Here is an 18,221-nt window from a genome sequence, read left to right as displayed (position 1 = left end):
AGCTGCAAATTAGGCTGTCCTATTCTTCTCTTCTATAGACTTGTTATTCACGCTACCTTGCCAGCCTCTCGGGACTGAGTTAAAGGTACTGCTGTATATCATAGAAATTATCCCACGTTCGACATTAGATGTCAAGTAAAAACGAATTTTTCCGCTTGTACTTATTGTGGACCAATCCCGATGAGCTATACGAGGATAGCGCTGGTTACTATAGGCTTAGCTTACGAATTCTTTCAACTGCTTTTTCTGTATTTTCGCGGCTGCCGAATGCAGTAAGGCGGAAATAACCTTGGCCGCTTTGTCCGAAGCCTACGCCTGGTGTACCCACGATATTCGCTTCGGTAAGAAGCTTATCGAAGAATGACCAAGAATCCATGCCGTTAGGTGTTTTCAGCCAAATGTAAGGAGCGTTAACGCCGCCGAACACTTCTAAGCCCAGAGATGCCAAACCATCGCGAATGATCGCTGCATTGGTCATGTAATAATCAACCAAGGATTTGATTTGCTCTTTGCCTTCCGCTGAGTAAATGGCAGCGGCACCGCGCTGCGTGACGTAGGAAACACCGTTAAATTTAGTCGTGTGACGGCGATTCCACAAATCGTTGATCAATACTTCATTTCCTGAAGCGTCAAAGCCTTTAAGCTCACGAGGAACGACAGTATATGCGCAGCGTACGCCTGTAAAACCGGCTGTTTTGGAGAAACTGCGGAATTCAATGGCTACTTCACGAGCGCCTTCGATTTCATAAATGCTGTGCGGAACATCCTCTTCTTGGATAAATGCCTCGTAAGCAGAATCATAAAGAATGATGCAGTTGTTTGCTTTTGCATAATCAACCCATACTTTAAGCTCTTCTTTCGTCAGCGTCATCCCTGTCGGGTTGTTCGGATAGCACAAGTAAATGATATCAACCTTACGGTCAGGCAAGCTTGGTTTGAAGTCGTTTTCAGCTGTGCACTCCAAGTAGGCAATATTCTCATAACGTTTCGTCTCTTGGTTGTATTTACCTGAGCGTCCCGCCATTACGTTAGTATCTACATATACAGGGTAAACAGGATCTTGAACAGCTACGATACTGTTTTCGCTGAAAATTTCTTGGATGTTGCCGACGTCGCATTTCGAACCATCGCTTACAAACACTTCATTCGAAGCAATGTCGATACCGCGAGCTTTATAGTCATTTTCGATAATCGCATTAATAAGGAAATCATAACCTTGCTCCGGACCGTAACCACGGAATGATCCCGGTACAGCCAGCTCGTCTACCGCGCTGTGCATAGCATTCAGAACAGCGTCAGGCAAGCCGCGCGTTACATCGCCAATTCCAAGGCTGATAATTTCGGCATTTGGATTTTCTTGAATAAATTTCGTTCGGCGTTTCGCAATTTCAGAAAACAAGTAGCTTCCTTGCAGCTCCAAATAATTTTGATTAATGGATGTCATTTCTTGTCACCTATCCTTATTTTTCATTTACATATTCACTAGAATAACGTACTTCTCAGCTCTAAATAATGAATAAAGTGGTGAAAAGTTTGCACTTTTGCACGTTTGGCTTATCTGGAGCGCAAACTGCTAAGCACATATTCAAAGTCCGCAGGCAAAGGCTGCTCGAATTCCAGTCTTTCACCGCTCCGCGGATGCGTAAAGCCTAAAAGCATAGCATGAAGAGCTTGTCCCTTCAAAGCAACGGTCTTATTGCGTCCATAGACCGGGTCACCGGCAAGGGGATGGCCAATGTATTTCATATGCACGCGGATTTGATGCGTACGCCCTGTTTCAAGCTGAAGCTCAACTATCGTGTAGTCTCCCAAGCGTTCCAGCACATGAAAATGTGTGACGGCATGTCTGCTATTGTGATCAGTTACCGTAAACAGCTTTCGGTCGTTCAGGTCACGGCCGATCGGCGCGTCGATCGTCCCTTGATCATGGGGCACATTGCCATGAACAAGCGCGATGTATTTGCGAGTCACGGTATGCTCCTTCAATTGCTCGGCAAGCGAGATATGCGCAAGATCATTTTTTGCCGCCATCAATAATCCGGTTGTATCCTTATCGATACGGTGCACAATACCCGGTCGAATCATCCCGTTGATGCCAGACAAATCCTTGCAATGGTACATGAGGGCATTTACAAGCGTTCCTGAAGAATGTCCAGGAGCAGGGTGTACGACCATGCCGCGTTTTTTATTAATGACAATTAAATCCGAATCTTCGTATATGACCTCAAGCGGGATGTTTTCAGGAACGATTGCCGCTTCCTCTGGTTCTGGTATTTGAAGTACGACATGATTACCCTCGACGATCTTTAGGTTTGCTTTTGCCGCTTTGCCATCCACCTGAACGGCTCCTTCTTTGATCCATTCCTGTACTTGCGTTCTTGATACCGCCTGGTCATCTATTTGGTCTGTTACAAACTTATCTAAGCGCTCGCCGGATTGCTCCGCCTCTGCTGTCCATTCCAACAATTCTTCATTATACAGGTTGCTGCTCATGATTGTTTTGATCCTTGTCCTCTCCATTTTGCGAACGTTTCTTATCATCTTTTGCAGACAATAAGGTGTCTATAAGAATTAATGCTACACCACAGACGATTGCCGAATCCGCCACGTTAAAAATCGGGAACTCATAGCTGCCAAAATTAAATTGCAGGAAATCAACAACCTCGCCGTAACGAGCCCGATCCAGAAAATTCCCGATCGCACCGCCAAGCACAAGTCCAAGCCCGACTAAAAGCCATGCCTTTGCCGATTTGCGTACCGCTTGTATGTACCAAATGATGCCTGCAACAATAAAGATGGTGATGATAATGAAAAAAACTCGCTGCTCTTGCAAAATACCGAATGCTGCACCACGGTTCCGATGCGATGTAATGAGAAAAAAATTACCGATAACGCTTATTTGCTCCATGATTTCCATTTTGGATTCAATCAATCTCTTTGTTACAAAATCAAGGATAAAAACCAAAACCGCTACCCAGTAATAATAAAAACGCATCTTATCACTCCTATTTTTTTGTGAAGCAACGTTTCGCTGACACTTATGCGTCGCGCCAACCCAGCAAACTGCACGAGCCATTTCGTGATTGCCAGTCAATTGTAGCATACCGAGCCAAATGAGAGCCAGCATCATGCAATCGTTCTTCCATTGAAGCCCATACTGAAAACCTGTTTTTCAGTGAAAGCTAATACAGCAATTATGTTCCCTGCTAAGGAGGGTGCTCAAATGACAATTCCAACAAACGCACACTTTAATCTGCTGCAAAGCAGATTATTAGACGAAAAGCGCGACATCGAACATCGGCTGGCTGAAAACGATCATTACGGATTATCCCATTCACTGCGCGATGATACCGGTGAGCTAAGTTCCATCGACAATCATCCAGGTGACATCGCAACTGAGCTTTACGAACGAGGGAAGGATGTTGCCCTGCTTGAGCAGGAAGATCTCCATCTCATACGAATTGATGCAGCACTGCAAGCAATGGCCAACGGGACGTATGGCATTTGCGCCACCTGCAATGAGCCTATCCCGATTGAGCGTCTCGATGCTGTTCCAGATACGCTGCATTGCATTGAGCATGCGCCAAGGCAGCATTTGTCTCTGCGCAGGCCTGTTGAAGAGTTAGTGCTTGATCATCCCTTTGGCCGGACAAGCATGGATGAGCAGGACTCCTATAACGGCTTTGACGGTGAGGATGCTTGGCAAATCGTCGAGCAGTTTGGTAACGCGGACTCGCCGGCAATGTCCGAAAATCGCGATGTAGCAGATTATGATCATGTAGGCATTGATGCTTATGAGAATGACGGCTTTGTCGAGCCGCTCGAGAGCTTTCTCGCCACCGACATTACAGGCCGACACGTCTCTGTCATCCGCAACCGGGAATATATGCATTATATGGATACGGGTGAAGGCGATCACGGCCTTGAGACGGAAAATCCAGACGAAAATAAGTAATTAATAGGTTTTGCCTTCGAGCTGTATTTGAACAATTCGAACGATATCCGCAATATAATCGCCGATTATCGGAAGGTTTAAAGCGCCTAGAATCCGAAGGACATATAGGATCGTCGCAGCAAAAAAGGTAAAGCCTATCGCAATTCCAACGCCTCTTGCCGTTCCTGCAAGCACGTTTTTCCAAATAAGCGTTCTTGGCCTGTTTAGCAAATTGACATATTCCGCAATTTGCGTGTGCTCCAAATCAGCAGCAATTTTTTGCAGTCGCTTATCTAGAGAGCTAAGCGAGGTTTGCAGTTCTTTTGGATTTTTCGACTCTTCCGGGTCATTCGTATTCATGCGAGGCATCCCCTTTGACAAACAATAAAACGAGGCCAGACCTTCCGGCCATTGCATGCTTCGCGACCTTGCGGTCGCTTGCTGCAGCAGCCGGTAGGCGACGGCCTCGTTTTTTTGCGTGTAATTATCCTCTATACTATATCCTTAACCCCGGATGAAAATCCCTATTTCTTTATCGCCAAGCGTAACTTTTTCCATTTCCGGCAATGCTTCATAAGCTACGGTCTGAACGAGTACGTTATCTTGAAGCACTTGTTCAAATGCATTAAGCGCGGCTCTAAGCTCGCTATCAACATCAAGCACAAGCTCAATCCTTTTTTCAATCGGCAGGTCCAGCTTCTTACGAGTATCCTGCACGGCGCGAATAACTTCACGTACCCAGCCTTCTTGTTCCAGTTCAGCTGTGATATCGGTATTCAATGCGACGGTCACGCCGTTTCCTGAAGCAGAAGCAAAGCCTGATTTCGCCTGCTTCTCGACCAGCAGCTCATCGACAGCAATCGATAGCTGTTCCCCGTCTGGGCTCGTAAAGTCTAAGCTTCCGCCATTTACGATGCTGCGGGTTTGATCAGCGTCCAAGCCTTTAAGCTGTGCTTGAATTGGGCCAACGTATTTACCGTATTTTTTGCCAGCAACCTTCAGATTCAGCTTGAGCGTAAAATCAACGAAGCCGCTGTCTGAATTTTGAACCGTTATCGCTTTTACGTTAATTTCGTCCTTTACGATATCCTCGTAATCCGCCACGTTAAAATCCCGGTCCAGTGAAACGATAAGCTCCGATAAAGGCTGGCGCGTCTTAATGCCTGTTTCGTTACGAACATTACGGGCTAGCTCTACGATTTGCTTCGCGCTTTCCATATCGCGCTCAAGCGTCTCGTCAATTGCGGCTTCATCCGCTTTCGGATAATCATCCAAATGCACGCTTCCCGAACCGCCAAGGTTGCCGTATACCTCTTCTGCCAATAAAGGTGCATAAGGAGCAATCAGGCGCGATAATGTCAGCAGCACGCTGCGTAATGTTTGGTAGGCAGTTAATTTATCAGCCGTCAGGCCGCTTCCCCAGAAACGGTCACGCGAGCGGCGGATGTACCAGTTACTCAGCTCATCAACGAAGATTTCGATGGATTTTGCCGGGTTAAGGAAATCATTGACTTCAAGCCCTTTATTCACGGTATTGATTAAGCTGTTCAAGCGTGAAATAATCCAGCGATCCAGCTTGTTATCAGACTTCGTTTCCTCATGCTGTGTATAGTCGAAACCATCGATTGATGCATACAAAGCAAAAAATGCATGCGTATTTACGATCGTGTCGATCACCTTCGACTTCGCTTCGCCAACAATTCCGCGTGAGAAACGTTTGCTGTTCCAAGGCGCGCTGTCAGCCAGCAAAGCCCAGCGGAACGCATCTGTTCCGTACTCGTTAATGATTTCCCAAGGATCGATAACATTCCCTTTTGACTTCGACATCTTCTGGCCGTTTTCATCTAAAATATGTCCTGTCGAGATGACCGCTTTATACGGCGCTTTACCGTTATAGAGCGTGGATACTGCCAGCAAGCTGTAGAACCAGCCGCGCGTCTGGTCGATACCTTCGCAGATGATGTCTGCTGGGTATTGCTCAGCGAATTGCTGCTCATTCTCGAACGGATGATGATGCTGAGCAAAAGGCATGGAGCCGCTGTCGAACCATACATCGATTACTTCAGGAGTGCGCGTCATTTCAGCACCTTCCGCAAACGGCGATTTCAGCTTAATACCGTCAACATACGGCTTGTGTAGCTCGATATCCTCTGGCACATCGCCGATCGCCATCGCGCGCAAATCAGCAATGCTGCTAGGCGAGTACTCTTTGCCTGTCACATCACAGACCCAAACGTTTAGCGGCGTACCCCAGTAGCGGTTACGGCTGATGTTCCAGTCCACCAAATCCTCTAAAAACTTGCCGAAACGACCTTCGCGAATATGTCCCGGGTACCAATCTACGCTGTTGTTGTTAGCGATCAGTTGATCCTTAACGGCAGTAGTTTTGATAAACCAGCTCTCCATTGCGTAATAAATCAATGGCGTTTTGCAGCGCCAGCAGAACGGATAGCTGTGCTCGTAACGTTCTTTCGAATACAGCAGCCCGCGTTCGCTTAGATTTTTGACGATATCGATATCAAGCTCGCTGTCTTTGACAAAACGGCCAGCGAAGTCCGTTACTTCCGCAACGTAGCGGCCAGCTAAATCAACGACGCTAAGCATGCTAATTCCATTATCACGGGAAACTCGGTAATCGTCTTCTCCGTGCGCAGGCGCGATGTGTACAATACCTGTTCCGCTCGTATCGCTGACGAAATCGCCTGCAATGACGATATGCCCCTTCTCGATTGCCACATAATTAAATGGCGGTTCATAGGTAAGACCGACAAGCTCAGCACCTTTCACAACGGATAAAACTTCATACTCATCCTTTAGAACGGTTTCGGCTAAATTTTGAGCAACGATATAGACTTCGCCGTTTTTGGAGGCACGGATGTAGTCGAGCTCTGGATTAACGGCTAGCGCAACGTTAGCCGGCAGCGTCCAAGGCGTCGTTGTCCAAGCAAGGATGAATTCTCCGGATGCAGTAAGCTTAAACTTCGCAGTCGCGCTTAAATCCTTGACATCCTCATAGCCCTGTGCAACCTCATGCGAACTAAGAGTGGTTTGGCAGTCCGGACAATAAGGACTAACGCGATGTCCGCGATACAGTAAGCCCTTCCCGTGAATCGTCGATAAAATATGCCAAACACTTTCGATATATTCATTTTTGAGCGTGATGTAGGGATTGTCTAAATCCGTCCAATAAGCGATTGCTTCCGTAAGCTCGCGCCACTGCTTCTCATATTCAAACACACTGTCTTTGCATTTTTTCACGAACTTCTCTACGCCGTAATCTTCGATTTCTTGCTTACCGGAAATACCGAGCTGCTTCTCCACACCCAGTTCTACTGGTAGGCCATGCGTATCCCAACCTGCTTTACGGATGACGCGGTAACCAGCCATTGTTTTGTAGCGGCAAATAAAATCCTTGATTACGCGGCCAAGCACATGACCGATATGCGGTGCACCATTCGCGGTTGGGGGCCCTTCATAAAACACAAAATTCGGTTTACCTTCCCGGTTTGAAATCGATTTTTTAAACGTATCATCTGTCTTCCATTGCTCCAGCACACGCATTTCGCGGCTGCGGGCACGTTCCTTTACATCTACGCGTTGCATCTTTCCAGCCTCCTGTTTTAAACAAAAATAAAGCCTCATCCCTATGAGAAGGGACGAGGCTTAGTCGCGTTACCACCCTTGTTCCGCGCATGCTCCCAAAATCTGGAAAGCAAGCAATATGAAGAAAACAGCTCAGCTGCGCTTCATGCGGCACCTTAGTCGCGAACAATTTGCTCGCGTTCCCTGTAACGGGGGACGGCCGTCAGCACTTACTGCTGCTCTCGCAGGTTCGGCGCCGCTTCTCAGAGAGGATATTCCGCAATAGCTCACACACCGGGCTTTCAGCTGCCGCCGGCTCTCTGAGGAGTGAACTTAAAACGTACTCGTTCTCTTCAACGAAGTTTAGATCATTAGTTAATTACTATTAGTTATAGCGTATCGACAGGCTAAATGTCAAATGTCGATTCGTCTAATTATTAAATTTCTAACCGCGTGTAAGCTCATGTTCCGATTGCCTCTCCGATTGCCTCGATTGCTGCGGCTCAAGCGTATCCCAGCCATCAACGGTAAGCAGTTCAAGCTGCGCTTCTACGAGTGTACGGAAACGAGCACGGTAGACAGAAGCTTGTTTTTTAAGCTCCTCGACCTCAAGCGATACCTTGCGGGATTTCGCTAATGAATCATTAATGATACGGTCCGCATTTTTCTCCGATTCCTTAATGATCAATTGAGCTTCCTTCTTCGCGTTGCTTCTTACTTCGTCAGCCGCTTCCTGCGCCACAATAATCGTTTTGCTGAGCGTTTCTTCAATGTTCGTAAAATGGTTTAATCTTTCCTGCAGGCCAAGCAGCTGATTTTGCAGCTCTTTATTTTCACGAATCAGCGATTCATAGTCTTTTATGACTTGATCAAGAAATTCGTTAACTTCATCCTCGTCATAGCCGCGTAATCTCCGGCCAAACTCTTTGTTATGTATGTCCAATGGCGATAACGGCATTGGCGCACCTCCTCATGATATTTATGACCCTAGCAACCGTAACCGAATTACACGATTTAATGAGAACAATTTCGACAACTAAAGGGAGATTCCTGCAATGGATTAAATAAATTTACCAATCCGGACTCGAATTCTGCCTTTTTTTGTCACGCCGTCCACTTCTAGCACCTTAAACCGACCAAATCCTTTGAAAGAAACAACATCACCGGCACGAAGCTGCTCGGAAGGATCCTCCTCCGATTTCCAGTTCACACGGCATCTGCCTGCGCGAATCGGATCAACAATTTTGGAACGGCTGATCCGGTAAACATCGCTCGCGATGCCATCGAGCCTCATGGAAGCGACGGATAAGCTCATTTCCTCCAGCTTTGGAACAACCGGTTTCAGCTCAGACAATGGAATGATATCGGTTAAGACGCTTATCCGATGAACCTGTCTCAAATGGATATTCAAGTAATCCGCTATTTCATCCATGACGACGATATGACAAAACTGTTCATGTACATGGATGTCGCCAATTCGATCGCGTTTAATGCCGAGTCCAAGTAAGGCACCCAAAAAATCGCCATGGTCCAGCTCAAGCTGAGCCTGTCCCGGTCCATTAACGGCTAAAACGGATATTCCTGCTTCTTCATCGTCCAAATTACGATAATCCGGTCCAATAATCGCGCGTTTCCGCTCTGCCTGCTCATATCCGCCATCAAAGCGTACGGTAACATCAGTGTTACGATTTGCCAAAATGGTTAATATTTGTGCTTGTCTCGGGTCTAAAAAATCGGTCCGCTTCAGCTCATGCTGCTGTGCGGACCGCTCAATCCATTCCTCAGCCCGATCGACAAAAGATTTCTCGTCGGGATGGAAATGATCATATATGCCTTGTTTCATGCGAAATCATTCCTTTAAATAAAAAAATCGAATACCGCGATTAAGCCTGCTGCTACAAACTGAAGCGCGAATACAGCAAGGATCGGAGATAGGTCAAGCATTCCTCCGATTGGCGGTATAAATCTTCTGAAAATGCCTAAGTACGGTTCTACCAGCTTGCCCAAAAATACCCCGATGAAGCTCTCCCGGGCAGTCGGCAGCCAAGAAAGCAGCACGTAACCGATAATCATAAATGTGTAGATTTGCTGGACTAGTTTAATAATGCTATAAACTTCATTCATTAACTCAAGGTCACCTCATTTTGTTGTAGTCGTTCTCCTCCGCCAGCATTTCCGTTATCGCGCCTTGGATTTCCACTGAATCCGGCGTGCAAAGAAAAATGTTAGGACCTAGCTTAGAGATGCTCCCGTTTAAAGCGTACACTGTGCCGCTTAGGAAATCAACAATCCGAACGGCTAGATCACTGCGAACGCGCTGCAAATTCACAATGACAGCTCGGCGTGAACGCAAATGGTCCGCAATTTCTTGTGCTTCGTCATAAGAACGGGGCTCACTAAGCACCACACGGACATTTTTCTGTGAGTGAATGCTGACGACATTATTGCTCTTTGTGTTTTTACGTGCTTCGAAGGGAGAAGTTTCAGCTTCTTGTTCTTCCTGCTGTACAACTCGTTCTCTCTCTACGACTTCTTCTTCCTCCTGCAAGCCGAGAAAGCTCATAAAGCGGTTCATGACACTCATCCTTTATTCCTCCTCTTTCCCCACTAATATCGTGCCCAGACGGATCCATGTCGCCCCTTCTTCGATTGCTACTTCAAAATCATTCGACATCCCCATAGATAACTGGGTGATGGTGCTTCCATGCTCAGATTTCTTCTGCATCTCATCGCGCAGCTCGCGCAATGCTTTGAAGACCGGTCTTGTTTGCTCGGGTTCCGCTTCAAAAGGCGCCATCGTCATTAAGCCAATTGGATTAATCGACTTGCATCGTGACAGCTGCGCTACAAATGGCACAAGTTCCTCTGGAGAAATTCCTTGCTTCGTATTCTCCCCAGAGACGTTTACTTGAATGAAGCAAGGCACGGTAATCCCGAGCTGCGACGCTCGTTTGTCAATCGCCTCGGCGAGTGACAGCCTGTCCAACGAATGCATGTATGTAAATTTCCCAATGACGTCCTTTACCTTATTCGATTGCAATGAACCGATAAAATGCCAGATAGGTTGATTGTCGGCTTCCGAATCAACCTGCTCACTAATCGTTTCCCATTTTTCCTGCGCATCCTGCCACCTGTTTTCACCTAGATGGTGAAAGCCGTGCTCCAGGGCCGATTTCGTCATATCCAGAGAAACATATTTAGTGACGGCTATGATTTGCACTTCATTTCTTCTGCGTCCTGAACGCTCGCAAGCTTTCATGATTCGATCTTCTACGAGCTTTATTCTATCCTCAAATGTATATGGCATGCTTCACCTCTCCCGAATGCCGATCCAACTGGCCATTCGGCCCGTCAAGCCACCTTCTTTGCGATGGGAAAAGAACAAATCCCGTCTGCATCCAGTGCACCACTGTGTTAATTCGATACGTATCGGCAAAATTCCTGCTTTTATCATAATCTGTCGGTTTATTTCTTTCAAGTCCAAGTTCGCCTTGCCGTTACCACCCTGCTTTAGCATCCGATCAGCGGCCTCACCCGCTATTCCAAGCTCCGACAATAGCTGCTGTACTTGGTTTATAACAGGGCCATCAACCTCGTAGCAGCAGCTGCCGATAGATGGACCTATCGCAGCCATGATTTCATTCGGGTCTGATCCGTACGCCCTAGCCATCGCTTGTACCGTTTTCACGGCTATTTGCTGCACTGTTCCCTTCCATCCGGCATGAGCAAGCGCTATGACCTCATGCTCAGGGTCAAAGAAATACAGCGGAACGCAGTCAGCATAAAAGGAGGCTAGAAGAACCCCAGGCACATCCGTCATAATCGCGTCGCAATCCTTAAGTACATCGTCCAAGGTTTCTTTACCGCGGCCTTTATCCGCTGCCGTCACTTGATGAACGAGATTCCCATGCACCTGCTCGGCGCAGGTCCAAGCCTCAAAATCCCAGCCAATTGCATCCGTTAACCGTCTCCGATTGTCAATTACGGCTTGATCCTGATCCCCAACATGCAAGCCCATATTTAAAGAAGCCCAAGGAGCGCCGCTTGTTCCCCCATTTCGTCCCGTAAAGCCGGCAGTCATCCGGCCAAATCGATTATTCCATTCCGACAATAAAAAAAGCGAAGGCCCCTTCGCTAATAATTTTTGTTCAAAAGCTTCCATTCCGCTCCCACCTCTATTTAAAGGTTCACTTTGCAAACCAACATCCTAAGCCAACGGTTTAGTTTGCATAGCAAACCAACTAGACACAGTTTATCGTGTTATGAACGAGCGTGCAAATCATCTTCTTCCGCACGCAGCTGTTTCGTATCATCCATGCGAACAAGTACGACATCCGCGCCAATTTTAACGATATTCCGCCAAGGAATAACGACCTCCGTACCACCCCCGCCAAACATGCCCAAAAACTTTGTAAATTGAGGCACAACGATAGAATCAATGCGCCCTTGCCGCAAATCAAGCTCTAAGTCGCTAATTTGACCCAGCTTTTTGCCGTCAACGATATTGATTACGTCTTTCGTCTGAAAATCAGATATTTTCATTTCCGTTCACCACTTTTCAAGTAGAGTGATCGTCCGTTTATCTCTCCTATAACTATATGAGTAATTTGCCTAAAATGTCCTTCTTATTAAAAAAACGCGCTTCTAATTTAGAATTACGAACATTTAATGTACGATTGCGTACAATACTTTTCATCCTCCTTTATTTGTGTTAAGGTTTATGTACGGAAGCGTACAATAATTATCAATTTTCAAGGAGGATTAAATGCCCAAACTTGTTGCTACGGAGCTCGATTGGATTAAACTCGGCCTTCAGAAATTTGCAGACGGAGGCGTCGAAGCTCTTGTGGTCGAGCAGCTGGCAAAGCTGCTTGGCAGCAGTAAAACCAGCTTTTACTGGTATTTTAAAAATCGATCAGCATTCGTAAAACGTATCATTGAGCATTGGCAGGAGATTGCTACGACGTCAATCATCGCGCATATCGAACAGCATCAAGCATTACAGCCACAGCAGAGAGTTCGCCATTTGCTCATCCTTATGTTCAGCTCCGTAGAATTGAAGGACTTTGTGTACTATTTGCGCAAATTAGGAGCCACCGAGCCTTTTTATGCTGAGCTCTTATTCCAAATAGAGCAGCAGCGCCTTGACTACATGAGTGGTTTGCTTGTAGAATGCGGCTTTTCCGCTGAACAGGCCCTTAACAGCTCTGAGCTGATTTATAGCTATTATTTAGGCTGGTATGAGCGCAATAAGTACCGAATTCTGTCAAAGCAAGAATCAGAAAAGCAGATTGGCCTGCTAATGCCTATGATTGAAAAATCACTTTAATCCTAACGGAGGGATTTTGTATGGACATACTTTTAGCGAGTTTGGTTAGCGCAGTGCTGTTCATTATCGGCTGCATCCATATGTATTGGTTGTTTGGCGGCCGCGGAGGTTTTTTAATCGCAGTTCCGATAAGAACCGATACAAAGGCACCGTTCTTCAAACCGGGGCGCATCGAAATCGCAGCCGTTATTTTAATTTTCTGGGCTGCATCGGCATTGCTGCTTATGGAAGCCGGGGTCATACCCGTTATAGGCCCGTCATGGCTTCCCTCTTTCGCAGGCTGGTCGCTCGCCTTAGTTTTTTTGCTGCGTGCGGTGGGCGAATTCAAAACACTCGGTTTTTTCAAAAGCATTCGAAATACCCCTTTCGCACGAATGGATACCTTATTTTACTCTCCGTTATGTTTGCTTCTCTGCGCCTTAACGACTTGGATGATGGTTATTTCTTAGACATGGCCTGAGTTGCATACAAAAAAAACGGTGCCTCACGGCACCGTTTTTTTTTATGTTTTGACATGCTTTTGCATCTGTTGAATAGCTGATTTTTCGAGCCGTGACACCTGCGCTTGAGAGATGCCGATTTCATCGGCAACCTCCATTTGTGTTTTACCTTCAAAGAAGCGCATGGACAATATCATTTTTTCCCGGTCATTCAGCTTATGCATCGCTTCCCGCAGCGCAATTTCCTCGATCCACGATACATCCTTGTTGCGTTCGTCACTAATTTGATCCATCACATAAATCGGATCTCCGCCATCGTGATAAATGGGCTCAAATAATGAAACCGGATCCTGAATGGCATCGAGTGCAAATACGACATCTTCCTTCGGAACATTCAACGCTTCCGATATTTCAAAAATAGTCGGCTCGCGTGAATTTCTGTTCGTTAAGCTATCCCTGACTTGGAGGGCTTTGTAGGCAATATCCCTCAAGCTCCGCGATACGCGAATAGGATTGTTGTCACGCAAGTAACGGCGTATTTCACCGATAATCATCGGTACGGCATAGGTGGAAAATTTGACATTTTGGCCAAGGTCGAAATTATCTATCGCCTTCATAAGTCCAATGCAGCCGACCTGAAATAAGTCGTCCACAAATTCTCCCCTATTGTTAAACCGCTGTATAACGCTTAGCACAAGCCGTAGGTTACCGTTTACTAATTTCTCTCTTGCCGCCCACTCGTTGCGGGTTTGCAATGCCGTAAACAATTCTCTCATTTCGACATTATTTAGGACAGGCAGTTTCGCGGTATCCACTCCACAGATCTCGACTTTATTTCGGGTCAACGTGATTACCTCCCAAGGAGAAACATTAATGTACATTATCTCCTGAGAAGGCCTTTTTATTCCTAATGCGACATCATTCGACAACCGCAAGCTGGGTGTGGACTTAGACCATTTTATTAAATTCTTTTCGCAGTCTTTTTATAATCCGCTTCTCCAAGCGGGAAATATACGATTGCGAAATACCCAAAAGATCCGCAACATCCTTTTGCGTTTTTTCTTCTCCGTCCGCAAGTCCAAAGCGAAGCTCCATAATAATCCGCTCACGTTCAGACAGCTTATCTAACGCTTTATGGAGGAGCTTACGGTCAACCTGTTCCTCAATATTACGATAAATCGTATCGTTTTCCGTTCCCAGCACATCAGACAAAAGAAGTTCATTGCCATCCCAGTCGATGTTAAGCGGTTCATCAAACGAAACTTCCGTGCGAGTCTTACTGTTGCGGCGCAAATACATCAATATTTCATTTTCAATACAACGCGAGGCGTAGGTTGCAAGCTTAATCTTTTTTTCAGGATCAAACGTGTTAACCGCCTTGATGAGACCAATCGCGCCAATTGATACGAGATCTTCGATATGAATGCCCGTATTTTCAAACTTACGAGCAATGTATACAACTAGTCTTAAATTTCGTTCGATGAGCATGGCACGAATGGCCGTATCGCCCGTAGGCAGCTTTTCCAGCAAATATTCTTCCTCTTCGCGCGTAAGGGGAGGTGGAAGCGCTTCACTGCCTCCAATATAATAAATCTCTTCACTTTTTAATCCGAATAAAAACATAATACGATAATAATATAACTGAAGGATCAATTTGTATTTGACGAGCATCTGGCCCATCCCTCCTCGTTTGTATGAGCATACGTACTTTATTGTTGTACCATAGACGGATGGATAATGGCTCGATATGCCCCATCAGACGTTAGCTTTCCGCCGTCCAGCCCGATAAGCACCTTCCGCGTTTCAAAAACTTGTCCTTCCCTAGTAATCTCGACCGCATCCGGCTTTATCGCTAGCATGAACTGTGATCCTCGGTTGACACCTCTGAATGGAACGAGACGAAGCCGGTCTTGCCACACAAAGGGTTGTTCATCCATTCCCGCTACAAGACGATCTACTTGTGCATCTCGTATGCTTTTCAACCACGACTCGGGCAAATCATCTTGCCATAAGGATGCTTCCATCACCATAACCGGCGTCCGGGTTAACGGATCATAAAGCTGATTGCCGGTGTCTACCAGGCCAACGCAGGTTTGAATCCGTTCTCCAATCGTAACTTTCACCTCTGCTAAATGAGTTTGCACCAGCTCCCGTTCTCTTTTTTGCGTCAAGACGGTACGGTATATATACAGCCCGATACAAAACGCAGCAACCAAATAAAACAGTCCCATCTTGAGCTCCACGTGCATATTCCCGTTGACGAAAGCAATCGTTTTCCAAACCTTTCCAGACCCTTGCATGAACAAATAATAAAGCCCTAGCACTGCACCAGCAGCGACAAAATTAACCGCATAGAACGCTGCAATATTTCTTATAAAGTGCTGGATAGACGCGAAACCGAAAGCAATCCACACAATTAAAAACGACATGGCGACCTTTACGGCAAACGTGAATAAAAAAGTTAATTGCGGAAAAAACATCAAAACGACATAACAAGCTCCGACAGAAGATGCCACTAACACCCGCCAAGGCCTTGGTTTCAGATGTCGTGCCCACGCGGTAGTTGATAGAATAGCGCCGTCAACAAGCAGCTCTCGCAAAAACATAATATCCACATAAATAGCCACTTCGGTCACCTTCCTGCAACTGGCGGTTAACGGGCCTGCAGCCGGCACCCGAGAGAACGATTGAGACTAGTATATTAAAATCCTATTTCAAAGTCTGTCTATTCATGACAGCATGACATATCTTTTTTTGTCGAGCAGGAGTATAAAAACCGCCAAGCCTTTGGCTGCTGTAAAATATATCTATTGATATGGAACATGTTAAGATACGGATTTATTGCTGCTGAATCTGCAATCTTTTTGAAATCGCAGCTTGTCCAACGCTTTAATATAGATTATGATTTTGTATAGATGAAAAGCTGTGAAGAACACCGCTTACTCGGGATAAGTCTCTCCCGCAGTATGCGGTGTTTTGTATTTTACCGGGGAGGTTGATAAGTTGTCATTTCAAGAGCAATACGAATATTGGCTGAACTTGCATCTGATGGAGCGTAAGGGTGAGAACTAACGGAGACTGGAGCACGGACTTGGACATGTTGAAAAGCTTTTTTTGGAAGCCGTTTGGTATCCTGCATTTCAGGAATTGGACGGATTGTATCCCGGGTATGAAATTGCCGATTTCCGTGACGGAGTAAGATATTTAGATTTTGCTTATTTAAAAGCCGACCTGCGGCTTGTTATTGAAATTGATGGTTTTCGAACACATTCGACTGAGATTACCCGCGGGGAGTTCTCTGATTCTTTGATGAGGCAAAATCATCTAATCCTAGATGGTTGGAAGCTTTTACGGTTCTCCTACGACGACATTAAGGAAAAACCACACATTTGCCAGCATCTACTTCAACAATTTCTCGGCAGAAGTTTAATTGGCAGAAAAGAAGAAGTGAGTGCAGAAATTTTCCTGCAGCAAGAAATATTAAAATACGCAGTAGAATCTCACGCGCAAATCCGGCCGTCCGACGTCATTCAGCTTCTTAGAATCAAAAAACGCGATGCTCAAAGGCTGCTGCACGGTATGGTAATGCGGCAACTGCTGCTTCCGGCAGGCAAAGGCACAAAAAGAATCCGCAGCTACAAAATAAACCCAGAACATCAACCTATATAGATTGAATTATTGACTTTCCAGTATTAAACAGGTATTCACATCGTCACCGTCGAACTTAGAAATACCCTTGTTAAGGCGGTGAACGTGATGGAAAACAAAGAAGCTATTACACGAGTGGAAGAACGCATGAAATCGACGAAGGATCGTCGCATGTATGAACGACTTCAGATCGTTCGGTTACGGTTAAAGGGTATGCCTGTAAGAGAAATCGCAACCATTACGTGTCGTTCGGAGAAAACCATCCGCAAATACATCCATGCCTACGAAAAAGAAGGGTTTTCGGGTCTCATTATGCAATTCTCGCCAGGGCGAACCTCGCGACTGACGAAAGATCAACGGGATGAGTTAAAGCGTGTCATTGTCAACCAAGTACCAGCAGATGTCGGCTTCACCGCCAGATTCAATTGGACGTTGAAACTTATTGCCGATTACATCGAGCGTACGTATGGATGTCAGTACTCCTTACGTGGCGTCTCCAAACTCATGGAGCATATGGATATGAGCTATACGAAGCCTACCTATGTCCTTGCCGCTGCAGACCCTGAAAAACAAAAACAGTTTGTCGAAGAAACGTTTCCCGCCATAAAAAAGGGTTGAAGATGGCGAAATTGATCATCTTTTGTTTGAAGATGAGAGCATGATCCGCGATTATCAAGCCTTGCAACGAACGTGGTTTGAGAAGGGCAAGCAACGGGTGATTCAAACAACAGGTAAGCATCGCGGCTTAAAGCTGCTATCGACCGTCGACTACTGCAGCGGAAAGATCGTCTGGCACGAAGATGAAGCATACACGGCAGAAACGTTTCTAACTTTCTTGAACAAGGTGATAAACGCTTATCCTTCGGGAACGATTACGATGGTTCTGGATAATGCCCGCATCCATCACGCTAAGTTGCTTGAACCATTTTTAAGTGCAAACAAGCGACTCACCTTGGTCTTTCTTCCACCGTACAGCCCGGAGTTCAATATTGTGGAAGGGCTCTGGAAGTGGCTTAAAAGTGATGTCATCAACAACGTCTTCTACCATACCGTTGCAGAAATCCGGAACAACGTTCACTCTTTCATGGATTCCGTCATGAAGGATCCTCAACTCATTATTGACCGCCTCTGTGTTCGCATGGAGTCAGATAGAATAGTAGAACTTCTTTACTCAAACTTCGCAGCTAGGAATCGACAGGTAAGCCTTGAGGTAGCTAGGTAAGCCGGCGATCCATTGTTGGAGTTGACTTTTAATCAATTTTGAAAGTTTTTTGTTTGCGGTTGTTGC

Annotated in this window: 19 protein-coding genes, 1 pseudogene and 1 other annotated feature; of the genes and pseudogenes, 5 read left to right on the top strand and 15 right to left on the bottom strand. The window is 46.0% G+C overall.

All coding sequences use genetic code 11. The annotated features are described in order from the left end of the window. Positions 1 to 208: 208 nt before the first annotated feature. The 3 genes from RCO25_RS31390 to lspA all read right to left on the bottom strand — a co-directional run bounded on the left by RCO25_RS31390 (position 209) and on the right by lspA (position 2,995). Complete coding sequence (locus RCO25_RS31390; protein WP_309000008.1) at positions 209 to 1,444, bottom strand: LL-diaminopimelate aminotransferase; 1,236 nt, start codon at positions 1,442 to 1,444, stop codon at positions 209 to 211. Positions 1,445 to 1,554: 110 nt separating this feature from the next. Continuing rightward, the gene (locus tag RCO25_RS31385; protein ID WP_309000007.1) at positions 1,555 to 2,493 is read right to left on the bottom strand and encodes an RluA family pseudouridine synthase; all 939 of its coding nucleotides are present in this window, start codon (positions 2,491 to 2,493) and stop codon (positions 1,555 to 1,557) included. After that, positions 2,474 to 2,995, bottom strand: coding sequence for a signal peptidase II (gene lspA, locus RCO25_RS31380; RefSeq protein ID WP_309000006.1), 522 nt, complete (start codon positions 2,993 to 2,995; stop codon positions 2,474 to 2,476). Before lspA ends, RCO25_RS31385 begins: the two co-directional genes overlap by 20 nt. A 228-nt stretch (positions 2,996 to 3,223) precedes the next feature. On the opposite strand from lspA, the gene RCO25_RS31375 reads away from it, so the two are divergent. Then, positions 3,224 to 3,955, top strand: coding sequence for a TraR/DksA C4-type zinc finger protein (locus RCO25_RS31375; protein ID WP_309000005.1), 732 nt, complete (start codon positions 3,224 to 3,226; stop codon positions 3,953 to 3,955). On the opposite strand, the gene RCO25_RS31370 is transcribed toward RCO25_RS31375, so the two are convergent. The 9 genes from RCO25_RS31370 to RCO25_RS31330 all read right to left on the bottom strand — a co-directional run bounded on the left by RCO25_RS31370 (position 3,956) and on the right by RCO25_RS31330 (position 12,058). Continuing rightward, positions 3,956 to 4,294: a DUF5665 domain-containing protein gene (locus RCO25_RS31370; RefSeq protein ID WP_309000004.1), complete on the bottom strand. Its 339-nt coding sequence runs from the start codon at positions 4,292 to 4,294 to the stop codon at positions 3,956 to 3,958. It abuts the gene before it with no gap. A gap of 144 nt (positions 4,295 to 4,438) precedes the next feature. Continuing rightward, positions 4,439 to 7,537, bottom strand: coding sequence for an isoleucine--tRNA ligase (gene ileS / locus RCO25_RS31365; RefSeq protein WP_309000003.1), 3,099 nt, complete (start codon positions 7,535 to 7,537; stop codon positions 4,439 to 4,441). A 46-nt stretch (positions 7,538 to 7,583) separates the two neighbouring features. Continuing rightward, positions 7,584 to 7,882: a binding site (T-box leader), on the bottom strand. A 79-nt stretch (positions 7,883 to 7,961) separates the two neighbouring features. After that, positions 7,962 to 8,474, bottom strand: coding sequence for a DivIVA domain-containing protein (locus RCO25_RS31360; RefSeq protein WP_309000002.1), 513 nt, complete (start codon positions 8,472 to 8,474; stop codon positions 7,962 to 7,964). Between the two features lie 102 nt (positions 8,475 to 8,576). After that, positions 8,577 to 9,359, bottom strand: coding sequence for a YlmH family RNA-binding protein (locus RCO25_RS31355; protein WP_309000001.1), 783 nt, complete (start codon positions 9,357 to 9,359; stop codon positions 8,577 to 8,579). A gap of 14 nt (positions 9,360 to 9,373) precedes the next feature. Then, positions 9,374 to 9,640: a YggT family protein gene (locus RCO25_RS31350; RefSeq protein WP_309000000.1), complete on the bottom strand. Its 267-nt coding sequence runs from the start codon at positions 9,638 to 9,640 to the stop codon at positions 9,374 to 9,376. 10 nt (positions 9,641 to 9,650) lie between these two features. Continuing rightward, on the bottom strand, positions 9,651 to 10,100 hold the full coding sequence (locus RCO25_RS31345; protein ID WP_308999999.1) for a cell division protein SepF: 450 nt from the start codon (positions 10,098 to 10,100) through the stop codon (positions 9,651 to 9,653). Between the two features lie 3 nt (positions 10,101 to 10,103). Beyond that, positions 10,104 to 10,823: a YggS family pyridoxal phosphate-dependent enzyme gene (locus RCO25_RS31340; protein ID WP_308999998.1), complete on the bottom strand. Its 720-nt coding sequence runs from the start codon at positions 10,821 to 10,823 to the stop codon at positions 10,104 to 10,106. A gap of 3 nt (positions 10,824 to 10,826) precedes the next feature. Then, positions 10,827 to 11,678, bottom strand: a complete 852-nt coding sequence (gene pgeF / locus RCO25_RS31335) for a peptidoglycan editing factor PgeF (protein ID WP_308999997.1) — start codon at positions 11,676 to 11,678, stop codon at positions 10,827 to 10,829. A 98-nt stretch (positions 11,679 to 11,776) separates the two neighbouring features. After that, positions 11,777 to 12,058, bottom strand: a complete 282-nt coding sequence (locus tag RCO25_RS31330) for a YlmC/YmxH family sporulation protein (RefSeq protein WP_053375508.1) — start codon at positions 12,056 to 12,058, stop codon at positions 11,777 to 11,779. Between the two features lie 223 nt (positions 12,059 to 12,281). Between RCO25_RS31330 and RCO25_RS31325 the strand changes: the two genes are divergently transcribed. Both RCO25_RS31325 and RCO25_RS31320 read left to right on the top strand, forming a co-directional pair. Then, positions 12,282 to 12,845 (top strand): TetR/AcrR family transcriptional regulator, encoded by a 564-nt coding sequence (locus RCO25_RS31325; RefSeq protein ID WP_308999996.1) that lies wholly within the window; start codon positions 12,282 to 12,284, stop codon positions 12,843 to 12,845. 20 nt (positions 12,846 to 12,865) lie between these two features. Then, positions 12,866 to 13,294, top strand: coding sequence for a DUF3995 domain-containing protein (locus RCO25_RS31320; RefSeq protein ID WP_308999995.1), 429 nt, complete (start codon positions 12,866 to 12,868; stop codon positions 13,292 to 13,294). A 53-nt stretch (positions 13,295 to 13,347) separates the two neighbouring features. On the opposite strand, the gene sigG is transcribed toward RCO25_RS31320, so the two are convergent. The 3 genes from sigG to spoIIGA form a co-directional block, all read right to left on the bottom strand. Next, positions 13,348 to 14,130, bottom strand: coding sequence for an RNA polymerase sporulation sigma factor SigG (sigG, locus tag RCO25_RS31315; RefSeq protein WP_308999994.1), 783 nt, complete (start codon positions 14,128 to 14,130; stop codon positions 13,348 to 13,350). Between the two features lie 103 nt (positions 14,131 to 14,233). Next, on the bottom strand, positions 14,234 to 14,956 hold the full coding sequence (sigE, locus tag RCO25_RS31310) for an RNA polymerase sporulation sigma factor SigE (protein WP_053375506.1): 723 nt from the start codon (positions 14,954 to 14,956) through the stop codon (positions 14,234 to 14,236). A gap of 38 nt (positions 14,957 to 14,994) precedes the next feature. Then, on the bottom strand, positions 14,995 to 15,912 hold the full coding sequence (gene spoIIGA, locus RCO25_RS31305; RefSeq protein ID WP_308999993.1) for a sigma-E processing peptidase SpoIIGA: 918 nt from the start codon (positions 15,910 to 15,912) through the stop codon (positions 14,995 to 14,997). A gap of 487 nt (positions 15,913 to 16,399) precedes the next feature. On the opposite strand from spoIIGA, the gene RCO25_RS31300 reads away from it, so the two are divergent. Further along, positions 16,400 to 16,954, top strand: coding sequence for a DNA-binding response regulator (locus tag RCO25_RS31300; RefSeq protein ID WP_308999992.1), 555 nt, complete (start codon positions 16,400 to 16,402; stop codon positions 16,952 to 16,954). Positions 16,955 to 17,038: 84 nt separating this feature from the next. Continuing rightward, positions 17,039 to 18,074 (top strand): annotated as a pseudogene (locus RCO25_RS31295) (IS630 family transposase); the annotation flags it as partial. Positions 18,075 to 18,221 lie beyond the last annotated feature (147 nt).

This window comes from Paenibacillus sp. LHD-38, from assembly GCF_031157315.1.
In the GTDB taxonomy this organism is placed as follows: Bacteria; Bacillota; Bacilli; order Paenibacillales; family Paenibacillaceae; genus Pristimantibacillus.
The sequence above is the reverse complement of the archived record's forward strand: the minus strand, read 5'-3'. Positions and strand labels throughout refer to the sequence as shown.

Coding starts and splice junctions, on each gene's coding strand:
- RCO25_RS31390 (WP_309000008.1), bottom strand. CDS start 1,444: ATGACATCCATTAATCAAAATTATTTGGAGCTGCAAGGAAGCTACTTG.
- RCO25_RS31385 (WP_309000007.1), bottom strand. CDS start 2,493: ATGAGCAGCAACCTGTATAATGAAGAATTGTTGGAATGGACAGCAGAG.
- lspA (WP_309000006.1), bottom strand. CDS start 2,995: ATGCGTTTTTATTATTACTGGGTAGCGGTTTTGGTTTTTATCCTTGAT.
- RCO25_RS31375 (WP_309000005.1), top strand. CDS start 3,224: ATGACAATTCCAACAAACGCACACTTTAATCTGCTGCAAAGCAGATTA.
- RCO25_RS31370 (WP_309000004.1), bottom strand. CDS start 4,294: ATGAATACGAATGACCCGGAAGAGTCGAAAAATCCAAAAGAACTGCAA.
- ileS (WP_309000003.1), bottom strand. CDS start 7,537: ATGCAACGCGTAGATGTAAAGGAACGTGCCCGCAGCCGCGAAATGCGT.
- RCO25_RS31360 (WP_309000002.1), bottom strand. CDS start 8,474: ATGCCGTTATCGCCATTGGACATACATAACAAAGAGTTTGGCCGGAGA.
- RCO25_RS31355 (WP_309000001.1), bottom strand. CDS start 9,359: ATGAAACAAGGCATATATGATCATTTCCATCCCGACGAGAAATCTTTT.
- RCO25_RS31350 (WP_309000000.1), bottom strand. CDS start 9,640: ATGAATGAAGTTTATAGCATTATTAAACTAGTCCAGCAAATCTACACA.
- RCO25_RS31345 (WP_308999999.1), bottom strand. CDS start 10,100: ATGAGTGTCATGAACCGCTTTATGAGCTTTCTCGGCTTGCAGGAGGAA.
- RCO25_RS31340 (WP_308999998.1), bottom strand. CDS start 10,823: ATGCCATATACATTTGAGGATAGAATAAAGCTCGTAGAAGATCGAATC.
- pgeF (WP_308999997.1), bottom strand. CDS start 11,678: ATGGAAGCTTTTGAACAAAAATTATTAGCGAAGGGGCCTTCGCTTTTT.
- RCO25_RS31330 (WP_053375508.1), bottom strand. CDS start 12,058: ATGAAAATATCTGATTTTCAGACGAAAGACGTAATCAATATCGTTGAC.
- RCO25_RS31325 (WP_308999996.1), top strand. CDS start 12,282: ATGCCCAAACTTGTTGCTACGGAGCTCGATTGGATTAAACTCGGCCTT.
- RCO25_RS31320 (WP_308999995.1), top strand. CDS start 12,866: ATGGACATACTTTTAGCGAGTTTGGTTAGCGCAGTGCTGTTCATTATC.
- sigE (WP_053375506.1), bottom strand. CDS start 14,956: ATGCTCGTCAAATACAAATTGATCCTTCAGTTATATTATTATCGTATT.